Genomic DNA, 25197 nt, shown 5'->3' with positions numbered 1-25197 from the left:
TACTATGCTAAAAGTCATGGTTTAATAATGCGTGATGTGATAGCGGACGGCAAAGATAGCCGCCTGGGTCCGGTCCCTTAACTCGAGTTTGCTGATGAGATTGGATACATGATTCTTTACGGTGCCTTCTGATATATACAGTTTCTCCGCAATTTCCTTGTTGTTCAGTCCGAGGCCGAGTTTATTTAGGACCTCAAGCTCCCGTTCCGTCAGTTCCTTCACGATGTCCGGGACTGTGTTGATTTGTTCTGCCGGCTGATTCCGTCTCATTTCCCTTACGATATCTGCCGTCAGTTCTTTCGGCAGCACCATGCCCCCCGATTGAACCGTCATGATCGCCTGGACGATGGCATCCGTCGGCATATCCTTCAATAAGTAACCGCTTGCCCCTTCCTCCAATGCTTCAAAGATGAGCTCACTGTCATTGAAGGTCGTGAGCATGAGGACCTTGATGTCGGGATAGTTGGTGGTAATAAGCTTCGTTCCTTCCACTCCGCTCGCGATTGGCATGCGGATATCCATCAGTGCGATGTCAGGACGGAGCTCTCCTGCTTTCTCGAACGCTTCCTTTCCATTCGACGCAACCCCTGCGACCTCGATTTCCTGTCTCAAATCTAATATCGTAGCAAGTCCGTCCCTCATTAATTCCTGATCATCCACAATTAAAATTCTGACCATTATGATCCCCCCATTTGCCATTTCATCTCTATTAACGGCACCATTGCTTTCACACGGAAGCCTTCTTTCGTGCTTTCAAATACGGTGGTCCCTCCATGTTCATGGATTCTGTCCCTCATATTCTTCAAGCCGAATCCGGGATTGATGTCCGCCGACCCTTTTCCGTCATCCTGAATGCTGATTTGGATCTTGGACTCGGAAACGTCGAGCACGACGCTGCATTCTTTTGCCTGACCGTGACGTACGGCATTGGTAATCGATTCCTGGATGACCCTTGTCAGGCTGAGCTGGATGGAAATCGGGATGGTTGACACATCCCCTTTGACCGTGAACCTTGAGGTGAGACCTGTCATCTTCTGATAATCCTCCAACAATTTGCGTACCGTCGTGACGAAGGACTGGGGTTGATCGTGATCTTTCAAGGTCCTGACCGACAGGCGGATTTCCTGAAGGGTCTCCCTCGCCAGGTCTTCACAGAGCTCCATCTTTTGTTTGCTCATGTCAGGACGTGAATCCATCAGCTCCTTTGCTACCTGAAGCTGAACGAGGAGCGCTGTCATTTTATGGCCGACCGTATCATGGATTTCCCCTGAGATCCGGTTCCGTTCCCGGATCAAGGTCAACTCCTCCACTTGCTTTGAGTAATGATGCAGCTGCTCGTGAGCCGCGGTCAACGCCGTATGGGTCTCCTGTAGCTCACCGTACTGGGTTTCGATTTTGGCCCGTGCATGGAACAGTTTATGTATAAGCCGACCGACAACTGCTTCGAATACGATTAAGCTGAAATTGATGAGATTTTCTAAAAAGGAAAAAGTACCTGTCACTTGATAAGTATAGTACATAGAGCAGAACCAAATGATGAAAAAGGCTACGCTGAATCCCCAAAGGACCCGTTTGTCTTTAGCAGACAAAAACAACGTCACTGCATTTACCCCGAATAAGATTAAATAAAGGGAAGATCCAGGATAAAAGTAGACAAACCCCGTAATCAGGATGAAATCGATGGCAAGAGGATAATAGGTTTGATTCCGGGTGGACGCCATAAGAAAATGATTCAATATGAATCCGATTCCCGCTGCGATCACATAAATAATTTGAGCAGTCGATGGGGTTCCAACAGAAGAATAATAGATGTAACTGATCATGGTGAACATGATCAGGCGGAGAATGCTTAGGAATGTCAGTTTCATGGAATCACCTCTATCGTGAAATTTCTCTTCATGCCTGGACATAGAGGTAGAAGATATTACCATTATAATCTTATTTGTGTGGTTTGGTAAGGTGGGGTTTGTAGTTAAGATACTATGACACTAAAAGATTATAATCCCTGTAGTTGGGTAAAAAAACGATAAATCTAAATTACAAAAATTAACAAGGAGGTGTTCCGATGAATCGCTGGTACTTTCCATTTGTTGTCGGGATCATAATATTTATGTTCTTATTCCTTCTTGGGGATTATGAGATGACTTTGATCCTGACGTTGAGTGGTGGATTTACACTGGGATTTTTTCTTATGTATTGGTTTAATAGGGGGAGTCGTAAGGGAGCAGGACGGCGTTAGTTAGAGGCGGGGATTACTGGTATTATTTGGTGAAAGACGCATTTAATTTGAAAATGACGCAATCATCGACGAAAATGACGCAATTAATCCCTCTCCCCCTCTCTCTTCAAGACCATTACGACCAAAAAGGAGTTCCAACCCCATGAGCAGGGTTGGAACTCTTGCGTCTGAACGAATCTTGAACCCTTCCAACCAATTATTCTATGATTTCTAACATTTTTAACAAAAACCAGTCGATAATCAGTGGTTGTATAATCATCCCCCTATTCCTCCACCATTACCGTTTTCCCAACTCCATCCACACTTCCCTCAACGCACCTCTGAACAACATGTCCAATTCAGCCGTTGGATCAGGAGTGTCTTTATTTAACGACTTCACATACGCTTCCAAATGTTCAATCTCTTTATGAAGATACTCATTGATGGTATCGATCTTCGTTTCAACAAATATTTCTTCTCCCGCTCTCTTCCGTTTTAACAATTTTGCGATCGAATCTTTCCATTCCCCCGCTGGCACCAGTTCTTCAACCAGCTCTTGAAATTCAAGCGGCGGGATTGAATCATATTTCTCGATCCATTTGGCGGCCAGCAGGGGACGAAGTACATTCAAATACTTTTTGATCTTGACTTCCTCTCCCTGAACACCCTGAACATCATCCCGGAAATTGCCCTTCGCCATGCTCAAATAATGATGCATACAGGAAACGGGGGAAAAGATCTTCTGCTCCAGTTCCTTCATTTGATCAATCGTGGAATAAGACTTGTAGTAGACAATCGTTGATTGGAGCCACTCGAGAAGAGAAGGATTCGATTTCCTGAATAATCTCAATGCCTTCGTCAGCTCCCACCCACTCATATCCAACAACGGGTCCACAGGAATGGAAACTGAACCCATTGCAGGAATTTCAATCACATCCCTTTTCCGATCAATGGACAAATACCATTCCGGCTGATGAATATAAATGAAGCGGACATCATAGTCGCTTTCCTTTGAAGGAAAGCCCCACGCCCTGCTTCCTGATTCGCAGGCGAATAGAATTTTCACACCATGATCAATTTCAATTTGTTTGATGACGTCGATGATTTTTTCTTTCAAGATTAGTCCCTCCATATGGGTGAATCCTGTAAGTTAGATTTTATTCTTATTGAACAATCTCCTTTTTATACTCATTCCGGAGACGCCTTCAATCATCTTTCTTTTCAAACGTACCCCTTTTACAAGCTATCTTAAATCCTAACGATTCATATAGCTTTATGGCTCTTGGATTGTTTTGATTCACATGAAGTATGGCGGATATCATGCCATCTAAACGAAAAGCCTCCAGGCATTTGCATGTCAGTATCGCAGCAATTCCCTTCCCCCGCCACTCCGGAATCACTCCCACTTGAATGATAAAACCAATCTTGTCGGATTCTTTACCAGCGGTGATGAATCCTACCGACTCGTTATTTACGGTTGCTAAATAGGATCGCTCTCGCAGAAAATCTCCACCGGTGGATACCCATTCCACCCATTTTTCCATCGACCAGCCAGGAAAACCTGGTCGGTCCTTGAAGGAAGCCTGATAGACTTCATAGAAACCTCTTTCCAACGCCGTTGACCAACTTATGACAGTCAAAGGAAAAGGGGGTTCAATCTGAGGAATGTCTATTAAGGAGTGCTCCATCACGTATTCTTGGGAAACCAGTTCAAACCCCTTATTTTCATATTCTTCAATGAGGTCCTCTGTAATATTTTCACATGGTATTTTTTTAACGTTGCTCATCCTTTTCGCCCTCTCCACCTTTATTTAGAGTAACTTGATTCGGATCACAAGAAACGATCATGGCCGTTCCTCTTCCCAATTCACTCTCAACCTGTATCTCTCCTCTGTGCAAGTCGATGATTTTCTTCACGATCGAGAGGCCAAGGCCGCTTCCTCCCAGGTGCCTGTTTCTGGACTCGTCCGCTTTGTAAAATCTCTCAAAGATATGCATCCGGCTATCATGGTCCATCCCTATTCCTGTATCCTTGATGGTCACCATGACTTTACCACCTGTTTGTGCAAATGCCCGAATGCTGATGGTCCCTTGTTCCGGAGTGAATTTAATGCTGTTATGGATGAGATTCGTCCATACCTGATCCATCAGGTCCTTATCGGCATGGACGGTAACATGTTCGAGGTTGATATCCATGTTGATCTTTTTCTCGGTCCATTGCGGTTCATTGGCAAGAATGATTCGGCGAAGCTGATGATCCAGTCGGTATTCTTCCCGGTCCAGGGTGAAATGGTCATCCTCAAGGGAAGTCAGCTTTAATAGATTATCACTTAATTTAGACAGTCTTACGCTTTCCATTTCAATGATATGAAGATACCTCTCCCTCTCCTTAGGATTGAGACTGTCGTTCTTCAACGCATGGGCAAAGCCGCTGATCGAGGCAAGGGGTGACTGAATTTCATGAGAGACATTTGAAATGAATTCCTGACGCATTTCTTCCATCTCGCCCAGTCGATCTGCCATGTGGGTAATGCTGTCGATGATCTTGTAATAAGGATGATCCCCACGGTCATTAAATTGATTTCGGTAATACGAAAGATCAATATTGAAGTTTCCCTCCGCCATCATCTTCATCGCTTGAATCATCGGATGCAGGAATCGATCTTGCCGATTTTTCACCCACTTGATTTGGGTAATGAGAAATACGCTGCATCCAAATAGAAAGAACCCGAGAATGGAGTTGATGAGCAGTCTTGCAAATTCGTGAGGACGAGTATGGATAGCGTCATAAAGGGTTTCTGTGATCCAATAGGAAAGGGACCACATCACAGTCAAAGCCGTCACTACAGCCAACATCCCCAGTATCCGCTTCACGTATTCCGGCAGCTTCATTCGTGGACCTCCAACCGGTACCCGAGACCCCGTATCGTGGTGATTTTAAACGGACAGTGAACCCCGTTAAATCGCTGACGAAGACGCTTGATGTGAACATCAACTGTCCTTTCATCCCCTTCATAATCGTATCCCCAAATATCTTCAATCAACTGCTCTCTTGAAAAAGTCTTTCCCTCATTGAGGGCAAGCTTGAATAATAGTTCAAACTCTTTAAGAGGCAATGTGATATCCCGATCTTTAATCAATACTTTATATGATTCACGATCAATCACCACTCCGTCTAATTCGATCCGGTTCGCAATGGAGACCTGTGATCGTTTGAGAAGGGCTTTTACCCTTGCTGTCAGTTCAGCGGGTGCGAACGGTTTCACCATATAGTCGTCTGTCCCGAGGTCAAATCCTTTCACTTTCTGGGCGGTTTCCCCTTTTGCCGTCAACATCAAAATCGGGATGTTCTCGGAATAATAGGTTCTGACCTCTTTACAAAACGTCCAGCCATCCATATTCGGCATCATGATATCGAGGATGATCAGATCCATTTTCGTAGAACCAAGGATAGCAAGCGCCTCCTCTCCATCTCCCGCTTCTTGTATGAAAATCCCCTCTTTCGTAAGGAGGACACGAACTAATTCCCGGATATGCGAGTCGTCATCTACGATCAATATTTTGGCCACATTATTCATTCCTTTTTTTTACATGATGATGTTTCTGAACAGCTGCCCCATAAAGGGGTGACCTGTTTGGTCCGAATTTGATTAGATATTCACATTTTACTATATTTTCAAGTCTGCTTCATATAGGCCTTCACCGTAATGGGAGCAAAGACTGCTACAATCAATACAGCACCAAGAAGGGAAATGGTCAGGTCCCAGCCTACGGTCCCTGCGTTTGTCAGTTCCCTGACAGCAGTGACAAGATGCGATATCGGATTGAATTTGACAAACCACTGGAGCCAATTCGGCAATGTTTCCGCAGGTACGAATGCATTCGAGAGAAATGTGAGTGGGAACAGGACAAGCATGGAGATCCCCTGAACACTCGAAGCGGTTCTCGAAATGACTCCAAAGAAGGCAAAGATCCAGCTGATCGCCCATGAACAGGCAATGACCAGGAGTCCGGCAAGAATCACGAATCCAAATCCCGCTTCCGGGCGATATCCCATGATATACCCCATCGAGAATGTCAGGACTGTTGCAATCGTGTATCGGATTGTATCGGCCAGCAGTGCTCCGGCGAGGGGAGCGATCCGCGCTATCGGCAGTGACTTGAACCGGTCAAACACTCCCTTATCCATGTCCTCCCTTAGCTGGACACCTGTCACGATAGAGGTGGTGATGACCGTCTGGACAAGAATTCCCGGGATGATGACAGGTAAATAGCTCTGCACATCCCCGGAAATCGCCCCTCCAAACATATACGTAAACATAAGGGTGAAGATAATCGGCTGCAGCGTCACATCAAATAACTGCTCTGGTGTACGACGTATCTTTAATAATCCTCGAAACGCCATGGTTAATGAATTCATTACCGTTTGCTTCAAACTGGTACGGTTACTTAAGCTTGCATGGTGAATTGTAGACTGCTTCATCCCAACGCCTCCTTTTTATTTCCCCAATGATTGGTTGTTATATCTTTCTTATCAGATGTAATGGTCAGGAAGACTTCATCGAGGGACGGCTTCTGAACACTCATCTCCGCAAGCTCGATACCCGCCTCCCTCAAGGCAATCAACAGATCTGTCACCAGGTTGATATTCCCCAGTGGCGCTGTGATCTTGCCCCCTTCTGCGGATATGGCCGACCGGACATTCAAGATCTTTTCCACTAACTGGCGTGCACCCGGGATATTCTGTTCATCCTCAATGCTGACATGTAAGGATGAAGTGCCGATCGATCCTTTCAGTTCATCGACTGTCCCTTCTGCCACCACCTTTCCATGATCGATGACGGCAACCCGGTCCGCCAATTCATCCGCTTCTTGAAGATATTGTGTGGTCAATAATACCGTTGACCCGGATTTCACAAGCTTCCGGATCGTGTCCCACATCTGATTACGCGTGCGCGGATCCAGACCCGTCGTCGGTTCATCGAGGAAAATGAGAGGCGGGTGGGCAATCAGGCTAGCGGCTAGATCCAGACGGCGGCGCATCCCTCCTGAGAAATGCTTCAATGGCCGTTTCGCTGCTTCCGTTAATCCGAACTCCTCTAATAACTCCGCTGATTTACGTTTTGCCTCTCCCCTGCTCAACCCTAATAATCGGGAGAAAATCATCAAGTTCTCCGTCGCACTCAGAGACTCATCCACGGATGCATATTGTCCCGTGACCCCGATTAACTGCCGTACAATCTGAGGCTCCTTCAACACATCATGTCCAAATATGCGTGCCGTCCCGGCATCTGCCTTTAGAAGCGTCGCAATCATCCGGATCGTGGTCGTCTTGCCTGCTCCATTCGGACCAAGCACCCCATAAATCGTACCCGGCTTCACATAAAGATCCACCCCATCCACTGCCCGGTTGTCACCAAAGGATTTGACCAGCCCTTTTGCCTCCAAGGCCCATTCCTTGTTTCCTATCGATATATCTTTCATCTTTGTTATCCTCCTCGATTTACGCTCCCTTTGATCGATCTTTGTATGAAACCTGGCACAAAGATATCCATGAGCTTTTCTTAACTAACCAGAAGTATAAATCATTTATATGAACTGAATATGAACTTGGCAGGAATGAAGAACGGTCGAGTACCCATTGACAATAACCAAACAAAATTATATTATGTTTATAAATTAACAAACAATATAAACTAACGTTTAATATAGTAGTTAAAAGAATAGGAAGTGTTTACAAATGGAGCTTTCCAACCTGTTTTGGAGTGCCTCTTTGGACGAAATGAAAAAAGGCTATATGGAAGAAGAGGATGCATTTGTTTGTCTTTTGTGCGGAGAGAGTATTGAAAAAGGCATGGTCTATCCACACGAAGATCGATTTTACCTGGCAGAAAAATATATGGGTGTTCATATTGAACGTACGCATATTTCTGTGTTCGATTATTTAATCGGGATGGATAAAAAGCTCACGGGTCTGACCGATCACCAAAAGCGTTTATTGACCCTCTTTTATCAAGGGAAAAATGATAAGGACATTCAGGAAGAATTGGAGATCGGAAGTGCGTCCACCATCCGTCATCACCGGTTTGCTTTAAAAGAAAAGGAGCGTCAGGCCAAGACCTTTCTGACCATGATGGAGTTACTGAAAGAAAAAGATGAGAACGCCCCGACGTTTGTACCTGTTCATCAAACCGCCACTATGGTAGACGAACGATACAACGTCACTCAGGACGAACAGGATCACATACTGAAGAAATACTTCACCGACGGGACATTGACGAAATTTCCCCCAAAGGAAAAACAAAGGCTCGTCGTCCTTCGTGAGATCTCGAAACAGTTGAAAAAAGACCATGTGTACGATGAAAAAGAATTGAACGGGGTACTAAAAGGCATTTATGAAGATTACGTTCTCATCAGAAGATACATGATTGAATACGGCTTACTCGACCGGAAATCCGACGGAAGCCAATATTGGGTAAAAAAATAAACGGGAGGTCTGTACCATGGATCGAAAACGGGAGTTAAAACAACAATACAAAGAAACACCGGTTGAAGCAGGGGTCTTTCAAATTACAAACATGCAAAACAATAAAATTTATATCGGAAGCACGAAGAACTTGAAGACCTTGAACGGGATTAAGTTCATGCTCGAAAACAATGGATTCACTACCAGTAAAGCGTTACAAACGGCATGGAAAGAGTTTGGCAAAGACGCTTTTACCTTTGAGGTGCTGGAGAAATTGAAAAAGAATGATGATCCATTTGTTACGGAGAAAGAAGCTCTGGCTGAGCTGGAGGAAAAGTGGTTGGAGAAAGTGCGGCCTTATGGGGAACAGGGATATAATTAGAAGTTAGCACTCTTTTAAATAAAGACAGGTAAGATGAATATCCTGCCTGTCTTTTTCTTTCTCTTATAAGTTTTTAAAAATATTGAAACAACTGCACCATATATAGATTCCACAATGAATGAGCCACCATCGCCGGCAGGATCGATTTGGTTTTATAAGCCGTCAGCGTTAAAAGGAAACCAGCGAGTACAGTGAACATCCAAATCTCCGATGGGTGGATGAGTCCAAATAAGATCGATGTAATGCCGACTGCCCAAAATGGCTTTACGAATTTTAAAAGGACCGTCAACAAAATGCCCCTGAATACAATTTCTTCCGAGATCGGTGTGAGGACAGCCACATCGACCGTCTCTCCCCAGCTGCTTGCATGGAACATATGATTGTTGTAGTAAAAAATATAATATTTGTCGAGCAATACTTCAAAATGGAGACATAGGTGCAATAATACGTAAGGAAGCATAAAGGTGAGAAAAATCCATAGGTAGGTTCCTGGTTTCTTAAAGACTTCCACTTTCATGAGGGGCGAGATGAACGTCCTGATATTCTTATAACCCAGCGTGACGGCCATAAAATACAAAAACCAAATGAGACCTTTCAGTCCGTCATAATTTTGAAGAGGCAGTTGATTGATGAAATAACCTGGGAGAGCCAATATGGCCACATAGATTAATAGCGCTTTAAATCTAATGGTCGATGCATCTGCCGTAACAGGTATTGGTTTATGTGCAGATGAACTGTTTAGCATGGAATCCCCTCCCCTCTGCTATAACTTCTTTTCCAGAATGATCTTATGCAAGGCTTTCTCATTGATATACGTATTCATCAGGTCAATTGTTTAGGAGTTAAATAATGTAACAGTGCATCCAACGATTGAATCTCATCATCTGGCTTTATATCAGAATCATTTTCCATTCCACTTGGATTGAACCATATACCCTTGAGACCTGCAGCTTGTGGCCCAAAAACATCCTTCACCAGGTTATCCCCGACGAATAATGCGTCTTCCGGCTGGACTTGAAGCTTATTTAGCGCCAAGTGGAAAATGCGTGGATCAGGCTTCTCCAATCCAACTTCCTCGGAAATCAAAATGACATCAAAATATTCATGTAAACCGGTATTCACGATTTTCGCTTTTTGCCTATGTATCGTTCCGTTTGTGATGATGGCCACCTTCATATACTCCTGGATGGCTTTCAGAAGATTAACGGTATGCTCACTGATCGAAAAACATTGAGGAAATTGTTGATTCCAGAATTCTTGAGGCTGCGGCAACCGATATACCGGTGGAAATTCATCAAAAAACGCTTCAAATACAGCTGTTTTATCACTGACGCCGTAGCCTTTATTGTCATACATCTTGAACTTACGCAGCATTTCCGCTTTCAACGTATGCTCTACATTCCCATAACACTCTTCCAACAAAACAATAAATATGTTATCCACTGCCTGATTTCGATCGAGTAAAGTATCATCTAAATCAAACAGCATAGCTTTGTATTTCCTCATATCCACCACTCCTCCCTACCAATTATTTCAAATTATCACCACTTACTCAAGATAAATCTAACTAGAAAAGGGCTTTCCCGGTTTGGGTAAGCCCTTCATTGCATTACACTCCTACAAAGATCCCTAACTGATCTCCATCCAAATCGACTGTCTTCATGCTTTCTCTTTTCTCAAACGTCATGCTCTTGATCAAGAGACTGCCCTGCAGTAAATCTTCAAACTGCTTCACTACCTCTTTCATCGAATCATCCACATCCAACACAAGATCCACGCGCTGTTCCACCGGCAGATTCAACTCTTTACGGTATTGCTGAACGGCACGAACCAACTCACGGGCTTTCCCTTCTTTCCGCAGATCTTCTGTGATGGTTGTATCCAGGAATACGCTGAACTGAGAATTTGAAGCCATTTCCAGGCCTTGATGGGTCTTTTGATGAACGATCAGATCGTCCTTCTCCACCGAAACCTTCTCCCCGTTAGGAGACTCAATTTGAACAAACCCTTGTTCCACAGCCTTCTTCGCTTCTTCGGAAGATAACGTTTGTAATTGCTTTTGCACCAACCCCACCAGCTTCCCGAGTTTCGGACCGGCAGTAGGGAAATTCAGCTTCAGTTCATACTGTACGGAATCTCCTGCATTGTCCTGCAATTGAACGTTCTTCACATTGATTTCATCTTTAATGATGTATTCATATTTATGGAGTTTCTCTGTATCTTGTTTTGAACCAACAACTGTAAGTGCTGATAATGGCTGCTTCGTTTTGATGCTTGTCATATTCCGGGCAGAACGGGCAAGCTCGACAACCTGCAGCACATGATCCATTTCCATTTCGAGGGCCGCGTTGATTTTCTCAACCTCGGCTTTCGGAAAATCGGCCAGATGCACGCTTTCACCCGTCAGGTTCATATGGATATCTTCTGCGATGAACGGGGTGAACGGTGCCAGTAACCGGCTCAAACTGACCAATACCCGATGTAACGTGTGGTACGCCGCCAGTTTATCTTCATCCAACCCTTCGCTCCAGAAGCGTTCACGGGACCGGCGGATATACCAGTTACTCACCTGATCCACCAGGATGGATAATTCTCTTGCTCCTGCCGTAAAGTCATACCCATCTAAATGCTCCGTAACATTTGTGATCACGGAATTCAATCGTGATAACATCCACTGATCAAGCAGAGAAGGAGTTCCGGCTTCCTGTTTTTTAGGATCGAAACCATCGATCACAGCATACAGGGTATAAAAGGAATGCACGTTATTCAGCGTGTCCACAAGCTTCGATTTTGCCTGACTGACGACGTTCTCCGAGAAGCGTTTATTGTTCCATGGAGCACTGTCTGTGAGCAATGCCCATCTGAGAGCATCGGCCCCAAACTTATCGACAAGTTCCATTGGATTCATGACATTCCCTTTACTCTTGGACATTTTCCGTCCGTCTTCATCGAGGATGTGCCCGAGTGATAAGACCCGTTTATAAGGAGCTTTTCCGGTGAAGAGTGACGAAACCGTCAACAGGCTGTAGAACCATCCCCTCGTCTGGTCCACTCCTTCTGCGATCACATCCGCCGGGAATTGTTGTTGGAATAACTCTTCATTTTTGAATGGATAATGATACTGTGCAAATGGCATCGAACCGCTGTCGAACCAGACATCGATGACTTCTTTCGTCCTCTTCATATCTTGGGAGCAGGATGGACATTCCACGGTCACTTCGTCGACATACGGTTTATGAAGCTCAAGACCTTCTCTCCAGCCGCATTTCGCATGTGCTTTCAGCTCTGCAACGCTCCCCGGAACGAACTGATGGTCACAATCCCCGCAAACCCAGACGTTCAGCGGTGTTCCCCAGTAACGGTTTCTTCCCAGGTTCCAATCGACCATATTTTCGAGGAATTTCCCGAAGCGGCCTTCTTTCATATGATCCGGATACCACTCGACGGATTGGTTGTTCTTGATGATCGTGTCTTTTATGGCCGTTGTTTTGATGAACCAGCCTTCCATTGCGTAGTAGATGAGCGGTGAGTCACAGCGCCAGCAGTGCGGATAGCTGTGTTCGTACTTTTCTTTGGCAAAAAGAAGATTGCTGTCTGCCAGCATCTTAATGATCTTCACATCGCTGTCCTTTGTGAATTCCCCTTGGAGAGGCTTGAAATCACTGGTGTAACAACCTTTTTCATCCACGATATTGACGAAGTCCAATCCGCTTTCTTTGATGGCATTGTAATCATCTTCACCGTGTGCGGGTGCCAGGTGAACGATACCGGTCCCGCTGTCATCCGTTACAAACCCTGCCGAAATCACTTCATGGCCGCGGTCAAGCGTAAGATTGTTGAACGGAGGTTGATACGAAACGCCAACAAATTCGCGTCCTTTATGCTCACTTACCACTTCGAAGTCGTCTCCGAGAACAGTATCCACAAGGTTTTCCGCCAGGATATACGTCTCTTCCCCGCGCCTCGCTTTCACGTAATCCACGTCTTCATGGACGGCTAGTGCCACATTTGATGGAAGCGTCCACGGTGTCGTCGTCCATCCCAGAAAGTATTCATTTTCTTTCCCAACAACCTTGAATTTAGCCGTCGCGGAAAGATCTTTTACATCCTTATATCCTTGAGCCACCTCATGGGAACTGAGGGACGTTTGGCAGCTCGGACAGTATGGGACGACCCGATGCCCCTGATAGAGCAATCCTTTCTCATGGATTTTTGAAAGGATGTGCCAGACACTTTCGATATAGTCATTTTGAAGGGTCACATAGGGATCGTCCATATCCACCCAGTATCCGATTGCCTCGGTAAATGTGCGCCACTGTCTCTCATAATCGAACACACTCTTTTTACATTCTTCAATGAATTTCTCTACACCGTACTCCTCGATTTCCTGTTTACCGGAGACGCCGATTTTCTTTTCAACACCAAGCTCCACCGGCAGTCCGTGGGTATCCCAGCCTGCCTTACGTTTCACGTGATACCCCCGCATCGTTTGATACCTGGCGACGAAATCTTTGATCACACGGCCGAGGACATGCCCGGCATGCGGAAGACCGTTTGCCGTCGGGGGACCTTCGTAGAACACAAATGTCTTTTCCCCTTCACGGTTGGCCACTGACTTTTCAAAAATATGATTCGAATGCCAGAAATCCTGGATCCGCTGCTCCCTATCTACCGACTTTTCGTTTACATTGACCTTCTCCATGTCATCACACCTTCATTTTTTATAAAATAAAAAAACCCGCCCCTAACCTAAGTTAGGGACGAGTTTGTAACCCGCGATACCACCCTGATTCTGTCCATAAACACGATTAAAGTTTACGTGACAGCGCTCATTCAACGTACAATCATACGCGTTCCTTGTAACGGCGGAAACCCGTCAAAGCTTAAAGTACCTTCAGCTTTGCTTCTCGGAGAGGATATTCAATATGATCTGAACGTTGACTTCCACCAACTCGTCAACTCTCTGTAGAACAGACTCCATACCTACTCGTTCTCGTCATGGAATGTAAGTGTTATATTATAAATAATCTATACGAAACAGGTTAAATTTGTCAATGCTTTATTTTATTTTGGGCGAAAAACAATCCATATATTCACTATTCTTTACTAACGAATGGAGTTATGTATATAATAAAAGTAGTTAAGTACACTAAAAAAAGGAGCCCTGACGGCAATCAGGACTCCTCCACAACATAAACTGCATGGAAAGTGCAGCGGCTCACTCAGAGTCAATCGAAACAGAAGTAATCATCAATGATCCTCATGAGCGGTGGGGACGATGGTTACTTCTTTTTTTGCGTAACCGCGACAATTGCTACAATCAATGTTCCAAAGGCAATCATAATCTGCAATACATCTCCTACAGCAATCATTAGCGTATCACCTCCCTTCACTCGGGAGTGTGAGCCGCTACCCCATCTTCCGTATTATGTTGTGTCCTTCCATTATATCACAGACAAACATGTGTTTGCTCCCTTCCGAAAGGACCGGTGTGGAAATTTGGTGGGGTAGGCTTCATACATTCTTAGAAGAATAATGAAAGGTAAATTTCAGCGTGCGCCTGAGGTATCGATATAAAATCCAACCTGAATGGTCCCTCAATGAAATTTTTAAAACGTTTATAGTCCTATAGTAATGGTAAAATATACACTGTCCACTGAGAATGGATCGTCTTCTTCAAGGAGAGAAAATGAAATATAATCTCGGCGATATTGTAGAATACGAAGAAGAGTTGTACACCATATTTTGGATCTACGATTCTGAATATGTGGAATTGAGTTCGAAAGAGAAGAAATGTGTATTAGCAAAGGTGGAAGAACTTCGGTTGGTTAAAGCGAAGTAAACAAGACTGAAAGAACGTGATACTTACAGGAGTCATCCATCTCAGTGTACGACCATCACCCGTCCGGCAAAAAACTTTGCTCGGACGGGCTTTTATCATAGCTTCTCTAAAACAGGTCTGACTCTATCATTGAAAAGATACACTCCAGTGAAAAGAGAGAAAGGACTTTTCCATGGTTGGAGTTTTATCATTTTTGATACAAGACTGCTTGGCATGATGAAAAGAGTATTCGTTTGATAGAACACAAATCAATATTATACTTAAAGCTACTGCGGTCACGGATGTTTTTTTCATCTTGGCCCCCCCTCAATTACTTCACATTTGGTCTTCCGTATTTCACCAAAACATGCCATAAAAGCTTTAATTCCTGCAGCACGTCTTCGTAAGTACCCCGATCACTCCAGGAATCTGGATCTCGTTTCAAATTCATGACGGCTGACCCGATTGTGTGGGCATCAATCCTATCTTTATAAGCGATCCGCTTTGCCAACGAGGGCATGGATGGTCCCCTGAAGTCAGCAGGAATATCATCCACATGCAGGATAAAACCCATATGCCACTGAAGATCGATGGCATATGTCGAGCACATTTCCTCAAGGGTTTCACCAACAATCGTGTCCTTAAAGGATGGATCGGCAACCAGCACTTCCACATCTTCTTTCAGTGAAATCGGCCCGTGAATCTGGGATTCTATGTAATGATTCAGGTTTCGATTGGCCACGTGTCCTACCCTGCCATGTTCCAGATGATTCAATACATGATGAATGAACTTCGTCGGAGTCAAATCCTTCTCTCCCAGTGCAAAATCCCTTAAAAATATTTCTTCCAAAAGAGCAGCCATAATCATATCAAATGCTTGATACGTCCCCTTCTCAAGTGGGTTTTGATGGGAGTCCAAATATGTATAGGTAGAGCGTGAGGATACGTTAGGGCTCAGCAAAAAATAGCATGAGCCAAAGCGAGGGGAAGGACCATCCGGATGTAACATCAGATTCAATGCCCCGTACTTTGGCCGTTCGCTCATCAATGTACCGTCCGATTGGTAAGCTCCTCCAAACATACTCTCTTCCCACCTATCCCGGTCACCACCTGAATGGGGGGACACCTTTCCATTCGATATGAATGTTTCAAACTGACTCTTATATTCACCATTTTCATGAATGGACTGGGCAACGGTCTTCATCGTGGAAGTCGGTCGATCCGGATGGAAGTGCAAACCGATCTGTGCGTGAGTTTTAATATGATGGACTGCCTGATCCAACATTTCAACTGAAATATTGGACATGTTCAGGACATGATGAATGGTAGCCTCCGCATCTCTTTTATACTTTTTGGCATAGGCTGTAAAGTAATCGATTGCCTGACGCTGTGAAGAAGTTAACTCCATAAAGGCTCTCCTTATTTCTCCCAAAGCTCAATCAGCCTGCCTTCAGGATCTTTAATCCAAATAAACTGACCGAATTCACTTACTTCTTTTTCCTTTGCAAGGGGTACACCCACCCGTTCAAGGTGTTGCATCATTTCGTTCAGATCATGTACCTGGAAATTCAGCATGACCTGCTGTTCTGTCGGGAAGTATGGGTCATCTTCTTTAAAGAAAGAAAAGATCGTTTCATTTTCCGGATCCGGTTTAATCATGGTTCCGTTCCAATCTCCCATTTCAATCTTCAACACTTCACTGTACCATTTCTTTAACGCATCCATGTTTTTCGTTCTCCAAAAGATTCCCCCGAAACCTTTTATCATTAAAAATCGCTCCCTTTCGTTTTCTACATTATTAAATCGGTTCTTCTGTTTCCCTTATAACCATCCATTTCCCATCTACTAATCCCCAATTTTCGATGGTAAATAATCGTGCTACTACTTCCTCTTCTTTTACAATTAATTGTTCATAAAAAACGACTGCATTCTCGCTATTCCTTAATCGAATGACTCTGTTTTCAAACCTTTTTTCCGCCCCTGAATAATGGCTGACCGATTGTTTCATACCTTCTATAGCTTCTATTTTGTTGAAAATAATTGGTTTTTCATTTCCCCTATTAAAAAATGCAACATAGTAATCCTCTGTCATTCTTTCCACTGAAGAAGTGTCACCCGAACTCATCGCATGACTCCAATCCCTGATAAATTCATCGTGCATTTTGGTAAAGTCAATTAAGAGAGTTTGCAAATCAAGCATGTAAAAGACCTTCTTTCAGTTTTTCTTAAGAATACACGGTTTTCCACTCTCATCAAATGCTCTCTTTAAATCAAACGCAAAAGGAGTAGCTTGATGTTCAAGATAATAATGGTATCTTGTAAAAGCTTCCTCCCATGAAACATCCTTGACCCTCTCTGTCCATCAGACTACATACGAAGAATGTTTCCCATCATCAGGCTCCATCCATTTGTTCCTGTTCCGCAGTGCCTGACTGTGCTTCCCCGCATAAGTAAAACTATATAAGGATTTCAGGTTTTTCCATATCGTCAATGTCAGGACTGGGTAACCACTTCCTTCTTCTTCTTCGGGTAACGAGACACCATCTGAAGAAAACTCTTCGATGAGATGTCCTGATACATAAGCCTGACGCATCACTCTAAATCCCACGTCATAAAATTCACGAGATACCGGATGGTCATGAGGGTGTGTTAACCTGCCAACAGTATAGATTGAAACGAATGCCATACACATTCCTCCCGTTACAGTCTTTGTTCAGATCTATTCATGTGGAACAAAATCTAAGCCAAATGCCATATTATTGGTATTCCATTTCCATCAAGATACTTCCTCCATTTAGCGCAAAAAACTTTGAAAATAGTAACCTATTCACCTCCACAAAAAAAAGAACACAAAAGACCGTTTGGCTGCTATTTAACAGTACCAAACTCTCTTGCGTCCACCTGCATCCTGGTAGTTATATAGATTCTTTAACAGTAACTCTCATTTTCCTTTTTCTTCAATGCTCACCCTAACTGGCGATTAAATATCCTACTGGCAATGAAATAAGTAATGACCATGATGCCGGTACACCAGGCAAGGGAGGTCCAAATCTCACTGCCGATCGTCCCTCCATATAAAAGGGCACGAATCGCATTCACGATCGAAGTCACAGGCTGATTCTCTGCGAACACCCGTACAACGGTTGGCATCGTTTCCGTTGGAACAAAGGCAGAACTGATAAACGGCAGGAAGATCAATGGATATGAATATGCCGTCGCCCCTTCCATCGAGTTTGCCGTCAAACCCGGAATCACCGCAAGCCATGTCAGAGCGAGCGTAAACAGGACCAGTACGCCTATGACCGCCAGCCATTCCAACACATCAGCACCTGTACGAAAGCCCATCAGCAGTGCAACAAGAATGACCACCATCACGGCAAGCAGATTGGATACTAGGGATGTCAGCACGTGTGCCCATAAAATCGAGGAGCGTTTAATCGGCATCGTCATAAAACGCGACATCAGCCCGCTCTTTGCATCCGTAAAGAGCCGGTGCGATGTATAAGCGACACCGGAGGCAATCGTAATCAGCAAAATTCCGGGTAACAAGTAATTCACGTAGCTGTCCGTCCCCGTCTCGATCGCACCTCCAAATACATAGACGAACAACAATAGCATCATAATCGGAGTGACGGCAACCGTGATAATCGTATCAGGACTCCGTAAAATACCTCGCATCAATCGACTGAATAATACCCCTGTGTTACTGTTCATTTCAATTTCCTCCTTTTTTGCCAATGATCGAGAGGAAGATTTCCTCGAGTGTCGGCTGCTTCTCGATATATTCCACTTTTGCAGGTGGGAACATTTCCTTCAGTTCAGTAAGGGTACCTGTCGTAATGATTTTCCCTCCATGAAGGATGGCGATGCGGTCCGCCAGCTGTTCCGCTTCCTCCAGGTACTGGGTCGTCAATAAGATAGTCGTCCCGGCACCGGCAAGCTCCTTGACGGTTTCCCAGACTTCCATCCGGGCTTCCGGGTCCAGGCCTGTCGTCGGCTCATCGAGAAAAATGACAGGCGGCGCCCCGATCAGGCTCATGGCGATATCAAGCCGGCGCTTCATCCCGCCTGAATACGTATCCGCCCGTCTGTCGGCGGCGTCCGTCAGACTGAAACGAGTCAGGAGGTCCTCTGCGACTCGGGACGGATTGGACACTCCCCGTAACTTCGCAATCATGATCAGATTTTCCCTACCTGTCTGGATACCATCCAGGGCAGCAAACTGACCTGTCAGACTGATAATCCGACGGATCTGATCAGGCTGATGCTGCACATCAAAGCTGCACACACTCCCACTGCCGCTATCGGCATTCAATAACGTCGAAAGGATATTGACAATCGTTGTCTTACCCGCCCCATTGGAACCGAGAAGCGCAAATATCTCCCCGCGCTTCACCTCAAAATCCACACCCTTTAAGACTTCCTTGTCTTTGAACGACTTTTTCAATCCTTTTACTGAAATCGCTGCATGACTCATGTTTTATCCTCCTTTTATTTTAAACACTACTTAGTGTTACCGGTAATCAGTATCACTTACTACTATGGTAAAAAAAACAACTGAATAGTCTTGGTTCTGCATTTTCACCCGCCATTCAGTCGGTATAACCGATTGGATTCACTTCTTTCCACGACCGATCGAATCGTTCAACTTCGCCCGGTACTTGTCACTCCACGTTTCCGAGTCTTTTACCAGTTCATCACAAAATCCGGCTACGTCTTCCCCAGTGAGGTCAGTGACTTCCTTGCCTTCCGCTGCCCCTTCCTCGAACAGATCCAGAATGCCATTAAAGATCCGGCTCGTGTCCTTCCAGTCCGTGAGTCCCCCTGCTGTCCACATATATTTCTGAATTGCCTTGTAGGCATTGAGGTACTCATCTGGCATTGTTTTCGCACGGGCTTCCATCGCTCTCCATTCACGCTTGTCGGCCATACTTCCAGTAATCTTTTCAATAAATTTCATCTTAACCTCTCCTTATGATTTCTTTTGATTTGAGTTCGTTCATCTTGCTTGAAAGGAATTCCCATTTCCCCCAGAAAATCTTGAGCTTTTCATGACCGGCTTCATTCAGGGTATAGAATTTCCTCGGCGGCCCTACAGTGCTTTTCTTCTTTTCAATATTCACCAGATTATTTTTTTCAAGTCTCATGGTAATGGTGTATACGGTTCCTTCCACCACATCCGTGAAACCAAGTTCTCTCAGCTGCTGCGTGATCTCATACCCATACGTTTCGCCACGGCTGATGATCTCAAGGACACAGCCTTCAAGAACCCCTTTCAGCATTTCTGTGAAGTTTTCCAAACATTCACCCCCTGTATTTTCATTCCGTACTCGGTAATACTAACTACCACTCTATAGTATGACAAAGTAGTGGATGGTGTCAACCCAATTTATAAAAGCTGAAGAATGTTTTTTCATCTTCAGCTTTTATGGTAGATATTTAAGTATATTTTCGAAAATTCTTCTATTGATCAAGCGAGTAGTGGTTGATTTCCGCTACAGGTGCTCGCTTTCCTGGACTGGGTGTGCCTTCTTCATTAACACGGATTTTATTGAAAGGACTCTGCCGTTTGAATCAACTGTGTTTTACTCACTTCTTTTGGGGTTAGTTTAGGGTAATAAATCACTTCATAATACCTGTCATCTTTCCAGGTAATGACTCTTCTACCCGAGTCATTCGGGATGAAATCTCCGTATATATCATGTCCGATCTTCACCTTTTCGATCTTATCGGCTGCATACTCTGGTTTTGATGAAGTAATTCGGATATCCATCATATTTTTATCTGTGTTTACTAACGACATTTCCGCTTCCCGTTGATCCTCTACAACTGAAAAATCCGAGACCTTCATTTCAGCAAATGGAACTTTTGTGGGTGTCTTGAAAGCATAGTTGTCCTTTGGAGTGTAATGTAGATCATACATCCTGCCACGGAGTTCTGACCAAACAAATAGTATGATCAAAATGGAAGCAAAAAATAGTGCAGCGATAAATATTTTCCGTTTAGTTACCTTCAATAATCCCATCCTGTTAATCATTGACCCACCTTTAATGTTTATTTTTTTGAGGAAGAAAACAGTCTCCAATTCCCCTCTGAAATGACTTCTGCTTTTCCATCGACCACTCTGATGGCGGTCTCATCATCTATCGCATATGCTGGCCCCTTCATCCCGGCGGCCCATTTCTCTGCATCAGCCATCCTATTTTCCGGAAGCATCTCATGATCCAGGTGAGGGAAGATTGAAAAATCAACCATTCCGAGCGCTGCATCCCCGCCGTTCGGAGGATTCCAGCCAACGAAGTCTTCCCCGATATTTGGCGCCATCACCATACTCCCTGCGCTCATTCCCACATAGACTCCGTTCAGCGACGGCAAAAGATCTGCAAATCCGGATTGTCGCATCCAGTGAGCCAAGTAGAGAGCGTCGCCACCGGATACCAGAAAAACGTCCGTTTCCTTTACAAGCGGTACCCATCGGTCTTTGTTGATGCTTGGCAGCGCTGTGAGCTCCAGCACGCCGACAGACTTCCATCCGAGGTCCACCATGGGATTCTCGGAATTCCCGCTGATGAACTCCCATGTCCTGACGCCGGGACCGACCCATGGGTGTCCATACATGGCGGTGGGGATGCACAGGGCAGTGGAATCCTCAATCGGCTTGTCGAGCATCGTAACCAGGGCATCGTGTATGCTTTTATTATTGACGCCTGCAGATGTGAGCAGTAATTTCATGATTTCATCTCCTTTAGTGTAGTCACCCTAAATCCTTGGATTTATATTGTAAAATTTACACAATCGATTCCAGAGCAACTTGTTACATAAGGAATTCAACAAAAATGCCTTTTATCCTTTTTGGATGAACGACCATATTTATTTACAATCAGCTGTTGCTCAGTTACTTACCAGCTAAGTAGAACATAAACCGAAGATTATACATCTTTTCGATAATGTTTAGACAAAAATTCATCCAAGATCACTTTATGGCTTTTCACCATATTGGTTGGCAGTTCATCGGGATAAAAAAACTCACATGTAATCGATTCAGACTGGTCTATCTTCAATTCCCCTTCATATCCCTCTGAATAATAGGCAACCGTCACAACGTAAAACTCATCACCATTTTCGGCCTTAACATAATGTTCCGGCCCTGAATAAACATTGATTAAATGTAGTTCATTTACTTTCAATCCCGTTTCCTCATATACTTCCCTTCTCGCAACCTCTTCAGTGGATTCTCCAAGTTCCATCAGTCCTCCCGCAATTCCCCAGATACCCTTTGGAAACGTTCGTTGTTGAAGGAGTAACCTTCCCAGTTCATCCACAATAACCGTAACGGAACCTACAAACAGTAATGGCCTGTGACCCACGATTTTCCTCAGTTCTTCTATGTATCCCATCATCTTGACTCCTTTTCATGCTATTTTATCTTAATGTTGTTCTTCTACTGTTGTTCCTAACTTATCTCATACCCTGGAAAGTGGGGTATAGAACAGAATCATGCGAGATTAAACATGATCGTGCGGAATTTTAGATAATCATGCGGCCTTCCTAACAATCATGCTAGTTTTAGTTGCAATCATGCGAGAAATTCGATAATCATGCCGGAGTTTTCCACCATCTCCTTTTCATTTTACAGTAACATAGTATAAATGGGATAAGAGCAATACTGAAAGAACTGGCATAATCTGCACTTAGGTTGACAAGATGTTCTTCCCTATGTTAATTTGTATGTGCAAATGAAAGGGTGTTGATCTAATGAACGAAGAACAAGACGACGTTCTGATGCACTGCCTATACTTCACGGCGAGCCGTTTTTCCAGAAGCATCACAAAGCTTGCAGAAAAATACTTGGATGCCGGCGGACTTGCTCCATCATATTTTTATATGATCATGGTCATCCACTTCAAACCGGGGATCACACAGAAGGAACTGTGCCAGAAACTGGCCATTGCCCCTTCCACCAGTACACGTTTCATCGATAAATTGGAAAAGAGAAACATTGTCCTTCGTAAAATGTCGGGCAAGCAAACGTTCATCTCTTTAACCGATGAAGGGGACGAATTGTATCGGGAGTTCCGAGTATCAATCAAAGAGCTGTTCGATGACTATTCCCAAACGCTCGGGAAGGACTTCAGCCTCGATTTGAGCCGGATGCTGCATGAGGCAAGTTTGAAGCTTGAAAAAGAATGAGAGTGTTTTGCGCTCTTTTTTTGCCCATTCATTTGTATATACAAATATAAATAATTGGAGGAATTCATGATGAATAAAACGATTGTGATTATTGGAGCCGGTAAAGGAATCAGCTATGAGACAGCGAAGAATTTTGGATTGAAAGGATACAACGTGGCCCTCATTTCACGAACACTCACGTCCTTACAAAAGCTTGAAAGTGACTTAGCAGCGCATGGTATCGCTGCGAAAGGATTTCAAGGAGATGTTTCATCCGAATCGTCCATGAAAAATGCTCTTTCGGAAGTAAGAGCAGCATTTAGAGATGAAATCGAAGTCTTTTTGTATAATGCAGCATCCATCCGACCTGGACAACCGACTGCCATCAGCGTGGAAGATTTCGTTTATGACTTTAAAGTGAACGTGGCCGGTGCACTAGCCGACGTTCAAGAGATTCTTCCTTTCATGAAGAAAGAGTCTGGATCCATCCTATTGACGGGTGGTGGGCTTGAGAAACCTCACTTACAGCCTGAATCAGGAACTGACTCCTAAAGGGATCTATGTTGGGACTTTAACCATCAACGGATTCGTTCAGGAAGACACTTATTTTTCAGGGGATAAGATTGCCGGGGCTTTATTCGATATGCATGTGAATAAAGGGGACGCTGAGGTCGTGTACGAAGAGGCGTGACAAATCAAGAGCCATCACCGTGCGGGTTACGGGGTCGGTTTTCGAGAACATAAACTTGACTCGCCCGTCAATTATCAGTCCTATTCGTAACTGAATTGGACTGCTTTGCTTCTTTTTGGTGATATATCAAGGTTCTTCATGAGCTCATAGGATTTCAGTACCCAAATTCGCAGTCCTTTTAGTGAGGTAACAGGAGTTATTGTCAGCGTGCAGATGTTAGTGCGCATGGCTATGCGAATTGAATGTAAAATGGCATTCAGATTTATTTACCTATCTGAGCCGTTTATTTAATCAGACTGTTTTTGATTTTGAGGGAAATGATGTTTGTTAAAGTAACCTAGCAATGAAGCATTCTGCTTAGATGACGGCGACAGATTTATAAGCGGAGAAATTCCGCTTAAGGCCCCTGGGGGAGAGTTACAACGCTGAATTAAGCGGAGAAATTCCGCTTAACTTCTCAATATGGAACAATATTCAACGGAAATTGTTCCATAAGCGGAAAAACTCCGGCTAATTTTCGTGAAATAGCCAGATTTTCCGGTTTAGACGGAATTTTTCCGCTTATTTTTAAACGCTAGGGGAGCGGTTCTCCTTATTCAACATAATGGTGCTGATCTTTAAAATTGATAAATTCAGGGGAGCTTCAACAACTAAAAAGCTTGCAGAAACATTCTCTGCAAGCTTTTCCTTTACCTACTCTTCATATTGTTCGTTTTCATACGTCCCGTACTGACCATTTTCCGTATCAATGACACCGCTCGTATACGAATCCATGATCTGCTGGCTTACCTGTTGGTTCGCATTTTCATCATACGTGAACTGTTCTTTCGGATCCTTCTTCTTCATGGTGATTCCCCCTTAAAAATAAGTAGTCTATTCTCCTTTATTGTTCGAAAATTGGCTACAGATATAAGTGGGAAAATATAGTATGATGAATGTAAGGAGGGGATCACAATGAGTTTAAAATATCACAACATATTAGTAGCTGTAGATGGATCAAGGGAAGCAGAATGGGCCTTCAAAAAAGCGATAGCCATCGCCAAACGGAACGATGCCACTCTGTCCTTGATCCACGTCATCGACACCCGCTCTTTCGCGGCCATCGAATCCTATGACCGCACAGTAGGAGAAAGAGCCATCAAGTATGCTGAAGAATTATTAAACGAGTACAAAGACGAAGCGGCCAAAGCCGGATTGACCAAAGTCAAAACCTATGTCGAATACGGCTCCCCGAAAGTGATCATCCCAAGAGAAGCAAACAAAAACGTCAAAGCAGACCTCATCATTTGCGGAGCCACCGGCCTCAACGCGGTCGAACGGTTCCTCATCGGCAGCGTCTCCGAACACATCACCCGGGCTGCCCACTGCGACGTACTGGTTGTCAGAACGGAAGAAGTGGAAGATTGATTTATTGTCTCTAATCCAAAAAAAAAAGAAAGAAGCGGTTGAG

At 44.2% G+C, this 25197-nt stretch carries 32 protein-coding genes and 1 other annotated feature; of the genes, 8 read left to right on the top strand and 24 right to left on the bottom strand.

The genetic code is table 11. The annotated features are described in order from the left end of the window. Window positions 1–21: 21 nt before the first annotated feature. On the bottom strand, window positions 22–678 hold the full coding sequence (locus ATG71_RS09650) for a response regulator (protein ID WP_098439405.1): 657 nt from the start codon (window positions 676–678) through the stop codon (window positions 22–24). Next, a complete protein-coding gene (locus tag ATG71_RS09645) occupies window positions 678–1868 on the bottom strand; it encodes a sensor histidine kinase (RefSeq protein WP_179886506.1) in 1191 nt (396 codons plus the stop codon). Before ATG71_RS09645 ends, ATG71_RS09650 begins: the two co-directional genes overlap by 1 nt. 197 nt (window positions 1869–2065) lie before the next feature. Here ATG71_RS09645 and ATG71_RS23360 point away from each other — a divergent pair, with 197 nt between their 5' ends. Then, a complete protein-coding gene (locus ATG71_RS23360) occupies window positions 2066–2239 on the top strand; it encodes a hypothetical protein (protein WP_179886505.1) in 174 nt (57 codons plus the stop codon). Window positions 2240–2516: 277 nt separating this feature from the next. Here the strand turns inward: ATG71_RS23360 and ATG71_RS09640 are convergent, their stop codons facing one another. From ATG71_RS09640 to ATG71_RS09615, 6 genes are all read right to left on the bottom strand, one after another. After that, complete coding sequence (locus tag ATG71_RS09640) at window positions 2517–3335, bottom strand: nucleotidyltransferase domain-containing protein (RefSeq protein ID WP_098439403.1); 819 nt, start codon at window positions 3333–3335, stop codon at window positions 2517–2519. An 88-nt stretch (window positions 3336–3423) separates the two neighbouring features. After that, window positions 3424–4005, bottom strand: a complete 582-nt coding sequence (locus ATG71_RS09635) for a GNAT family N-acetyltransferase (RefSeq protein ID WP_098439402.1) — start codon at window positions 4003–4005, stop codon at window positions 3424–3426. Beyond that, the gene (locus tag ATG71_RS09630) at window positions 3992–5110 is read right to left on the bottom strand and encodes a sensor histidine kinase (protein ID WP_098439401.1); all 1119 of its coding nucleotides are present in this window, start codon (window positions 5108–5110) and stop codon (window positions 3992–3994) included. Before ATG71_RS09630 ends, ATG71_RS09635 begins: the two co-directional genes overlap by 14 nt. Next, window positions 5107–5787: a response regulator transcription factor gene (locus ATG71_RS09625; protein WP_098439400.1), complete on the bottom strand. Its 681-nt coding sequence runs from the start codon at window positions 5785–5787 to the stop codon at window positions 5107–5109. Before ATG71_RS09625 ends, ATG71_RS09630 begins: the two co-directional genes overlap by 4 nt. A 107-nt stretch (window positions 5788–5894) precedes the next feature. Then, window positions 5895–6701 (bottom strand): ABC transporter permease, encoded by an 807-nt coding sequence (locus ATG71_RS09620; RefSeq protein ID WP_098439399.1) that lies wholly within the window; start codon window positions 6699–6701, stop codon window positions 5895–5897. After that, window positions 6698–7702, bottom strand: coding sequence for an ATP-binding cassette domain-containing protein (locus tag ATG71_RS09615; protein ID WP_098439398.1), 1005 nt, complete (start codon window positions 7700–7702; stop codon window positions 6698–6700). The genes ATG71_RS09620 and ATG71_RS09615 overlap by 4 nt, the downstream gene beginning before the upstream one ends. Before the next feature lie 256 nt (window positions 7703–7958). On the opposite strand from ATG71_RS09615, the gene ATG71_RS09610 reads away from it, so the two are divergent. Continuing rightward, window positions 7959–8705: a DUF2087 domain-containing protein gene (locus ATG71_RS09610; protein WP_098439397.1), complete on the top strand. Its 747-nt coding sequence runs from the start codon at window positions 7959–7961 to the stop codon at window positions 8703–8705. Window positions 8706–8721: 16 nt separating this feature from the next. Then, window positions 8722–9066 carry a GIY-YIG nuclease family protein gene (locus ATG71_RS09605; protein WP_098439396.1) on the top strand — a complete coding sequence of 115 codons (345 nt, stop codon included), beginning with the start codon at window positions 8722–8724 and terminating at the stop codon, window positions 9064–9066. A 73-nt stretch (window positions 9067–9139) separates the two neighbouring features. On the opposite strand, the gene ATG71_RS09600 is transcribed toward ATG71_RS09605, so the two are convergent. The 4 genes from ATG71_RS09600 to ATG71_RS23700 all read right to left on the bottom strand — a co-directional run bounded on the left by ATG71_RS09600 (window position 9140) and on the right by ATG71_RS23700 (window position 14438). Further along, a complete protein-coding gene (locus tag ATG71_RS09600) occupies window positions 9140–9811 on the bottom strand; it encodes a CPBP family intramembrane glutamic endopeptidase (RefSeq protein WP_098439395.1) in 672 nt (223 codons plus the stop codon). 77 nt (window positions 9812–9888) lie between these two features. Then, the gene (locus ATG71_RS09595; RefSeq protein WP_098439394.1) at window positions 9889–10572 is read right to left on the bottom strand and encodes an HAD family hydrolase; all 684 of its coding nucleotides are present in this window, start codon (window positions 10570–10572) and stop codon (window positions 9889–9891) included. 103 nt (window positions 10573–10675) lie between these two features. Next, a complete protein-coding gene (ileS, locus tag ATG71_RS09590; protein ID WP_098439393.1) occupies window positions 10676–13768 on the bottom strand; it encodes an isoleucine--tRNA ligase in 3093 nt (1030 codons plus the stop codon). 51 nt (window positions 13769–13819) lie between these two features. Then, window positions 13820–14075, bottom strand: a binding site (T-box leader). Between the two features lie 273 nt (window positions 14076–14348). Then, a complete protein-coding gene (locus ATG71_RS23700; RefSeq protein ID WP_219927342.1) occupies window positions 14349–14438 on the bottom strand; it encodes a putative holin-like toxin in 90 nt (29 codons plus the stop codon). Between the two features lie 317 nt (window positions 14439–14755). Here ATG71_RS23700 and ATG71_RS23355 point away from each other — a divergent pair, with 317 nt between their 5' ends. Then, the gene (locus ATG71_RS23355) at window positions 14756–14908 is read left to right on the top strand and encodes a hypothetical protein (RefSeq protein ID WP_179886504.1); all 153 of its coding nucleotides are present in this window, start codon (window positions 14756–14758) and stop codon (window positions 14906–14908) included. Between the two features lie 310 nt (window positions 14909–15218). Here ATG71_RS23355 and ATG71_RS09585 read toward each other — a convergent pair whose 3' ends face one another. From ATG71_RS09585 to ATG71_RS09535, 11 genes are all read right to left on the bottom strand, one after another. Beyond that, window positions 15219–16295 carry a DUF3626 domain-containing protein gene (locus ATG71_RS09585; RefSeq protein WP_098439392.1) on the bottom strand — a complete coding sequence of 359 codons (1077 nt, stop codon included), beginning with the start codon at window positions 16293–16295 and terminating at the stop codon, window positions 15219–15221. 11 nt (window positions 16296–16306) lie between these two features. Continuing rightward, window positions 16307–16654 (bottom strand): VOC family protein, encoded by a 348-nt coding sequence (locus ATG71_RS09580; protein WP_098439391.1) that lies wholly within the window; start codon window positions 16652–16654, stop codon window positions 16307–16309. A 31-nt stretch (window positions 16655–16685) separates the two neighbouring features. Next, complete coding sequence (locus ATG71_RS09575) at window positions 16686–17087, bottom strand: hypothetical protein (protein ID WP_098439390.1); 402 nt, start codon at window positions 17085–17087, stop codon at window positions 16686–16688. 162 nt (window positions 17088–17249) lie between these two features. After that, window positions 17250–17573 carry a DUF3291 domain-containing protein gene (locus tag ATG71_RS09570; protein ID WP_286162963.1) on the bottom strand — a complete coding sequence of 108 codons (324 nt, stop codon included), beginning with the start codon at window positions 17571–17573 and terminating at the stop codon, window positions 17250–17252. 278 nt (window positions 17574–17851) lie between these two features. After that, a complete protein-coding gene (locus ATG71_RS09565) occupies window positions 17852–18601 on the bottom strand; it encodes an ABC transporter permease (RefSeq protein ID WP_098439389.1) in 750 nt (249 codons plus the stop codon). Window position 18602: 1 nt separating this feature from the next. Then, window positions 18603–19364: an ABC transporter ATP-binding protein gene (locus ATG71_RS09560; RefSeq protein WP_098439388.1), complete on the bottom strand. Its 762-nt coding sequence runs from the start codon at window positions 19362–19364 to the stop codon at window positions 18603–18605. 138 nt (window positions 19365–19502) lie between these two features. Continuing rightward, window positions 19503–19847 carry a DUF1048 domain-containing protein gene (locus tag ATG71_RS09555; protein ID WP_098439387.1) on the bottom strand — a complete coding sequence of 115 codons (345 nt, stop codon included), beginning with the start codon at window positions 19845–19847 and terminating at the stop codon, window positions 19503–19505. A gap of 1 nt (window position 19848) precedes the next feature. Next, a complete protein-coding gene (locus ATG71_RS09550) occupies window positions 19849–20187 on the bottom strand; it encodes a PadR family transcriptional regulator (protein WP_098439386.1) in 339 nt (112 codons plus the stop codon). Window positions 20188–20435: 248 nt separating this feature from the next. Further along, window positions 20436–20924, bottom strand: coding sequence for a hypothetical protein (locus tag ATG71_RS09545; RefSeq protein ID WP_098439385.1), 489 nt, complete (start codon window positions 20922–20924; stop codon window positions 20436–20438). Window positions 20925–20941: 17 nt separating this feature from the next. Further along, window positions 20942–21619 (bottom strand): Type 1 glutamine amidotransferase-like domain-containing protein, encoded by a 678-nt coding sequence (locus tag ATG71_RS09540; protein ID WP_098439384.1) that lies wholly within the window; start codon window positions 21617–21619, stop codon window positions 20942–20944. 197 nt (window positions 21620–21816) lie between these two features. Next, window positions 21817–22284, bottom strand: a complete 468-nt coding sequence (locus ATG71_RS09535; protein ID WP_098439383.1) for an NUDIX hydrolase — start codon at window positions 22282–22284, stop codon at window positions 21817–21819. A gap of 358 nt (window positions 22285–22642) precedes the next feature. Between ATG71_RS09535 and ATG71_RS09530 the strand changes: the two genes are divergently transcribed. The 3 genes from ATG71_RS09530 (at window position 22643) to ATG71_RS23695 (ending at window position 23747) form a co-directional block, all read left to right on the top strand. After that, complete coding sequence (locus tag ATG71_RS09530; RefSeq protein ID WP_098439382.1) at window positions 22643–23077, top strand: MarR family winged helix-turn-helix transcriptional regulator; 435 nt, start codon at window positions 22643–22645, stop codon at window positions 23075–23077. Between the two features lie 66 nt (window positions 23078–23143). Continuing rightward, on the top strand, window positions 23144–23608 hold the full coding sequence (locus ATG71_RS09525; RefSeq protein WP_286162961.1) for an SDR family NAD(P)-dependent oxidoreductase: 465 nt from the start codon (window positions 23144–23146) through the stop codon (window positions 23606–23608). After that, entirely contained in the window at window positions 23565–23747 is a 183-nt protein-coding gene (locus ATG71_RS23695) for a hypothetical protein (RefSeq protein WP_286162960.1), read from the top strand. Before ATG71_RS09525 ends, ATG71_RS23695 begins: the two co-directional genes overlap by 44 nt. A gap of 693 nt (window positions 23748–24440) precedes the next feature. On the opposite strand, the gene ATG71_RS23350 is transcribed toward ATG71_RS23695, so the two are convergent. Beyond that, a complete protein-coding gene (locus tag ATG71_RS23350) occupies window positions 24441–24593 on the bottom strand; it encodes a hypothetical protein (protein WP_179886503.1) in 153 nt (50 codons plus the stop codon). Window positions 24594–24701: 108 nt separating this feature from the next. On the opposite strand from ATG71_RS23350, the gene ATG71_RS09520 reads away from it, so the two are divergent. Next, a complete protein-coding gene (locus tag ATG71_RS09520; RefSeq protein ID WP_098439381.1) occupies window positions 24702–25154 on the top strand; it encodes a universal stress protein in 453 nt (150 codons plus the stop codon). The last annotated feature ends 43 nt before the right edge of the window (window positions 25155–25197 follow it).

The sequence above is a fragment of the Bacillus sp. es.034 genome (genome assembly GCF_002563655.1).
GTDB lineage: Bacteria > Bacillota > Bacilli > Bacillales > Bacillaceae_B > Rossellomorea.
Note: the sequence above shows the minus strand (reverse complement) of the source record. Positions and strands in the feature narration are given on the sequence as shown.